We start from the raw sequence: 5,775 nt of genomic DNA, 5'->3' as shown, positions 1-5,775 counted from the left end.
TCGGCACACGTTGTACTAGCGTAGGGTGTTTTTCGATGAGCTGCTGATACCGTTCTTTGGTATTGGAGGTAAGAGTTGAAAGGATACGTTTTTGCGCAGCGATAAATCCAAAATATGCTTTCTCTAGAAAAAAATGCTCCATTTTCGGTAAGGTGCTACATAGCCTGGTATAATTTTCAAGCGTGATATAAAGGACATCCGTATTTTCCAGACATATCAAAGACATTGAAGTCTTCTGTTGCATATAAAATGCTTCAAAATCACTTTCCCACCAGTCTTCCATTGCGAAACCGACGATATGCTCACGTGCATCCGAGTCTGTATAAACTAGCTTTAATAATCCCTTGCATACAAAATAATGTCGAGATAGATTCTCCCCTTCCTGGAAAATGAAATGATTTTTTTTATACGATTTCACAGTAAATAGCGAAGACACAAACTCAAATTCATGATCCGTTAATGGAACAATTTTTTCAATATGATTTCTTAAAATCTCAAACATTTATAGCGGGAATATAATTTATTGAAAGATACGGAAGCTAAATGAACTTAAAAAATTTCTTAGAGAGGCATATCGTACATTGATTTCCTATTAACGAAAGCTGGGCTTTGAAATTGCATGAAACCCGGATATCAATACAACGATTATCAGTCTTACTTCAAGACAGAGCTATTTCACTCTTTGCTATCAGCCGATCGCACGAACAGCCCCAATACGACAACCCTACTTAGTTTAAATGAACAGCCTTCGAGTGACTGTGAGAGGGATACTGTCCCTTCCTTTTTTCTTTCATAAAACCTGCAAATTGCTTCGTGAGAATACGCTTTTTCGACGGATGAAAAGAAAAATTATATGTAAAAGCATATAAAATTCACACACGAAACCGTATTATATGTTTTTACATATAATACATCTCATGCCGGCTATAGATGAGCTCCATAGTAGCTCCTATATTGCAATTGCTACACCCCAATAAAATCGATATGAATTTTCATCTAGTAGAAGGATTGGTATTTTCTTATTCGAAAAAGTAGAGAAAACACATAACTATAAAAAAGCTATAATGCTCCGATTTCCTTAAGAGCTTTCTTTGTTATATCGATGCGACAATCTTTAAACTCAGGGTTTTGGTCTTCCTTGTCCTTTGTAATCCGAGTCGAAAAAAAATAAACATTGTCCTTCCTTTCTACATAACCAACCCACCATCCAATATCTTTTTGATCTTGCGAGCCCCAGCCCGTTTTTGCGCGAAGAATATAGTCGTCATTTTTCTCGTTGATCATCACCCGCTTTAAGATTTCGATGTTCCTCTGCGAAAACGGAGTTTTACCCTCATATACTTTTACTAAAAATTCTATCTGATTACGTGGCGAAATCGCCAATGGACCAAAATTCCAAAAATCGGATTCGTCATTAACCTGACGATTCCCGTAGCCGGAGGCTTCAAGATAATAAAGATACTTTTCTCGACCGATCTTTTTAGCCAGTTCCATAAACACCCAACCTGCGGACACCTGAAAAGCCTCTTTCACTGTCATATCTTTATATGTGGAAGGCCGATGCATGTACAAGTCCTCATTGATCTCTCCGACCCATTTTACAGTGTCCAGTTCGTCAGATATAACTCCTGTCTCCAGAGCAATCAACAAATTAATAATTTTAAAAGTTGAAGCCGGAACGTTTGGTACCGACGAATCAATACTATCACTCGTTATCCATTTTTGGTTTTTATAGTCATACATCGTCACACTCCCCTGGAAGCCACAGTTCGCAAGATGTTTTTTGAAGTTCGTCTGACCCCATGCACCTGCTGCAAATAGGAAAGTAGATAAAAGACCGTATATTATTCTTGTAAACATCTAATTGTCGTTCATTTTAAAATTAAGCAGGTGAATTTACTCAATATTGTTAATATCTTGCGCAACAGAACTCTATGTTTTACCGGCGTTTAAAAAGTTAACGATTGGTAAGCGAACGATCTAAAGAAAATAGGTTTTTCCTTATATTGGCGGAATCAATATAGGAGACTCGATTGATTCGCACACATTGTTCCCTAGCTGGACAGACAGCTAAAAATAATACAGTAGTACCCACATAAGAAGTTGACTTTTTACCAAATGTTAACGAAAGTATCCGATCTAACAACTACCTTTTGCTATGAAAGAATTTATCGATTACATATTACAGTTTGGTGATTTGAACAAACAGCAAACCGACCTCATTATGAGCAAGGCGAAAACGCATGAACTTCACAAGAATGAGTATTTTTCCGAAGCCGGGAAAATACCAAAATACGTTGGATTTGTTATCGAGGGCATATTTCGATTTTGTTATTACAACAATAAGGGCGAAGAGATCACCCATTACTTCATCAACGAAAACAGTTTTGTTGCAGATTATCAGAGATTTGAGGCGCAGGTCGCGGCTTCCGAATATGTCCAGGCTGTTACCGATTGTAAAGTACTCACCTTTTCCAAAAAAGATTGGGATGAAATTTCAAATACAATTCTAGATTGGGATGGCATATCCGCTAAAATCGAAAAAAAATGTCTGCTCGATTCGATAGCAAAACGAAGTCCATTAGTATCCGAAGACGCCACTACCCGCTATTTATCATTCATGGACGAGTTTCCAAATCTGGTTAATCGTGTTCCTCTTTCCCAGATCGCTTCGTATTTGGGAATTACCCAGCAATCATTGAGCAGAATACGAAAAAACATCCGTTAAAAGCGCTTTTTACCAAATGGTAAATGGTTCCGGGTTTTAGGTATCGACATTTGTATCACTATTTTAATAAAACAAAAAAGGATATGAATAAAAAAATCGTATTAATAACAGGAACAAATAGCGGATTTGGATGGCTTACAGCCAACAGTATTGCTGCTTCGGGGCATAAAGTTTATGCCACCATGAGAGATACCAATGGAAAAAATGCAGAGAAAGCTAAGGCTTTGTCTCAGGTAGAAAACATAACTGTTCTGGACGTCAGCTTAACAGATGAAATCAGTGTAAAAAATGCTTTTGATACCGTCATAGAAAAAGAAGGAACCATTGATATACTGGTAAACAATGCAGGAATCGCCATGACCGGCGTTACAGAAAGTTATTCTGTCGCCGATGTTCAGGAAATGTTTGAAGTGAACGTTATAGCACCTTGGAGATTAATGAAATTAGCGTTGCCGATAATGAGAAAACAACATGACGGTTTAATTATCAATGTAACCAGTGGTTTCGGAACGTTCTCATTTCCTTTTTCTTCTGTTTACGCAGCTTCAAAATTTGGTTTAGAAGGACTCAGCGAAGGTCTTCATTATGAGGTTAGACCGCTAGGAATTGACGTCGCTATTTTGCAACCTGGCGCCTTCCCTACCGAGATGTCTCAAAAGTCAAGGCCTGCGTCCGACACATCCGTAAATACTGGCTACCAAGCGATAGCTGCATTCCCTGAAAAAATGATTAACGCCATTGGGCAGCTTTTCGAGGCGGCAAAACCTAATCCACAGGATGTTGCCGATGCCGTCGTCAATCTAATCAGTCGACCTAAAGGACAAAGACCGTTGCGAACAGTAGTCGACCCTACGACCGGAAAGTTTGTCAAAGCCGCAAATGACGCTGTTCAAGTCGAATTCGCAAAAGCTATGACAGCCTATGGGATGGAAGACCTGTTAACCTAGTGTGTCATTCTCATTATAAATAAAAAAGAGCCTGTAGAAAAGGAGACAATTCTAGCTACTCTATCGGTTTTATACAACGATAATTAGGTTTATTACAAAGAGCTCCGTATCATGGACTGAACCCCAAAAGTTGGACACTATTTGGGGGCAGTGCATCACTGAGCTCTTACCTTTTTGGGAAGAACGGTTACCGATCGAACGTCGTTGAAAAAAGAAAAAAAATAATTATACGGCACTAACCAAGTACAATTATCTTTTTAGGGTACTCGGCGTATCTATTTTCTGGGAATATTTGCTTTCAAGTTATTAAAAAGCCTCAAGTGCTCTTTCATCCCTGCGATCCTGTCCGGAACTTCCTCGCCTGCTTCAAGCAATATCCATCCGCTGTAGTTGATTGTTGCTAGTGAATTTAACAATTCTTGATACGGATAGTCATCAATGTTCAGTTGACGAATATGTACCGTATCTCCGATCCATTGTTTAAGCATATCAAAATTCTCTGCAAAACCAGGAGCTGCGAGATCTAATTCGTTGCTATTCCAGCAAACTTTTACATTTTTCTCTGTCACTTGGTCGAAAATGGCTTTCATATTTGGAATTTCCGCGGTAATTGGCCCGTGGACTTCTACCCGAACTAGCTGTCCATAATCTTGCGCAAACTTCCCCACTTCATTGAGCGATGCCGCAATCTGGGCAATGGTTTTCTCCCTTGGAACCGCAGATGGTAAAGTGTTAGGTTTTACTTTGATACCCGTCGCTCCAATATCATTACAGAGTTTAATATATTCTTTTGTCTGTTCAATGTTCTCTCGAAGCGCGCGCTCATCGGGACTGTGGTATTCGAAATTGGAACCATAACCTACGCACGTAACCGTGCTGTCAGCAAAGCGCTTTTTCACTTCTGCTCGTTGGGCAGGGTTTAGGCTTGTTTCTACCCCGTGGGCATGTTGTGTTCTGAGCTCTACACCTAAAAGCCCTGTTTGCTCACAATTCGCAATCAGGGTTGGTAGATCCCAGTCTTTTCCCCACTGGTAGGTAACCAGACCCAACCTCATTTGTTCATTTTCTGCCATTGCGAAAACGGACAAAGGGCGAATCATAGAAATACCGATACCGGCAACGAGGCTATTTTGTATAAAATCACGTCTTGACAATTTGTTTTTCATAGGAATCTGTTTAGTATAACTGGTATTTTACTAGAATTGAACAAGATACAATATTACTAAATGAAAATTTGAAAAACGTTATGCTCCGTGAAGAAAATATCCCTTATGGAATTTGCCGAGAGAATTTCTTAACACGCAAGGGGGTTCTCTCATTATTTAACAGGGTATATTCGATCTGCATTTTTGCCGAAGATCTTTTTCACTCGGCAATAAATCATAAATAGCATTAAACTTTTGAAAATCAATATTTTTAATCACGCCTCAAAATAGTTTCATAGGCAAAGTCACATACAGTTAAAAAAATAATAGGAAATATTTAATGATATGTTAAGAATCTAATAATCGACTATTTAGGATCATACGACTTTTAAGCGCGTATTTGAAGATCGCGCATTATCTAAGGTCATATGCGAAAATAGCATTGAGCTGCATCTTCATTTTATATTTGTGCTGTTTTTTCTTAGATATTACTATATTAGAGGAAATAAGCAACCCGCGTCTACCGGAAGGGGATTCTTAAACCACTATAATTAATAAAGCTAAATGGTATTTACAATTGTATTCCTTAGTCTCTTATTACTCATTACTTGCATCACCTATTTTAAGATCAATGCTTTTTTATCTTTTCTTATTGTGTCAATATTGACGGGTATTGCGCTAGGTATACCACTAACCAAGATACCGATTACTCTTGAAAAGGGAATAGCCACTACGATGGGCGGACTGACGCTTATTATTGTGCTAGGCGCAATGCTCGGAAAGATGATTGCCGAAAGTGGTGCCGCAGAGAATATTGCCGCTGTTATGGTTCGATTATTTGGTGTAAGACATCTACAATGGGGGATGGCATTTACAGGATTTGTTGTAGGTATTCCTTTGTTTTATGGCGTTGGTTTTGTGTTGCTTGTTCCGCTAATATTTTCTATTGTTTATA

General features: G+C 38.6%; 6 protein-coding genes. 3 read left to right on the top strand and 3 right to left on the bottom strand.

Annotated features, from left to right (window positions below):
• Both HP439_RS17370 and HP439_RS17365 read right to left on the bottom strand, forming a co-directional pair.
• Window positions 1-502: Crp/Fnr family transcriptional regulator (locus tag HP439_RS17370; protein WP_172391603.1), on the bottom strand; the 502-nt coding region annotated here is incomplete at its 3' end.
• 557 nt (window positions 503-1,059) lie between these two features.
• Complete coding sequence (locus tag HP439_RS17365) at window positions 1,060-1,860, bottom strand: penicillin-binding transpeptidase domain-containing protein (protein WP_172391602.1); 801 nt, start codon at window positions 1,858-1,860, stop codon at window positions 1,060-1,062.
• Window positions 1,861-2,158: 298 nt separating this feature from the next.
• Between HP439_RS17365 and HP439_RS17360 the strand changes: the two genes are divergently transcribed.
• Both HP439_RS17360 and HP439_RS17355 read left to right on the top strand, forming a co-directional pair.
• Window positions 2,159-2,728 (top strand): Crp/Fnr family transcriptional regulator, encoded by a 570-nt coding sequence (locus HP439_RS17360; RefSeq protein ID WP_172391601.1) that lies wholly within the window; start codon window positions 2,159-2,161, stop codon window positions 2,726-2,728.
• 83 nt (window positions 2,729-2,811) lie between these two features.
• Window positions 2,812-3,675 carry an SDR family oxidoreductase gene (locus HP439_RS17355; RefSeq protein ID WP_172391600.1) on the top strand — a complete coding sequence of 288 codons (864 nt, stop codon included), beginning with the start codon at window positions 2,812-2,814 and terminating at the stop codon, window positions 3,673-3,675.
• 275 nt (window positions 3,676-3,950) lie between these two features.
• On the opposite strand, the gene HP439_RS17350 is transcribed toward HP439_RS17355, so the two are convergent.
• A complete protein-coding gene (locus HP439_RS17350) occupies window positions 3,951-4,841 on the bottom strand; it encodes a sugar phosphate isomerase/epimerase family protein (RefSeq protein ID WP_172391599.1) in 891 nt (296 codons plus the stop codon).
• Between the two features lie 543 nt (window positions 4,842-5,384).
• On the opposite strand from HP439_RS17350, the gene HP439_RS17345 reads away from it, so the two are divergent.
• Window positions 5,385-5,775: GntT/GntP/DsdX family permease (locus HP439_RS17345; protein ID WP_216657892.1), on the top strand; the 391-nt coding region annotated here is incomplete at its 3' end.

It is taken from the genome of Sphingobacterium shayense (assembly GCF_013179575.1).
In the GTDB taxonomy this organism is placed as follows: domain Bacteria; phylum Bacteroidota; class Bacteroidia; order Sphingobacteriales; family Sphingobacteriaceae; genus Sphingobacterium; species Sphingobacterium shayense.
This window is presented reverse-complemented; position numbering and strand designations above follow the sequence as displayed.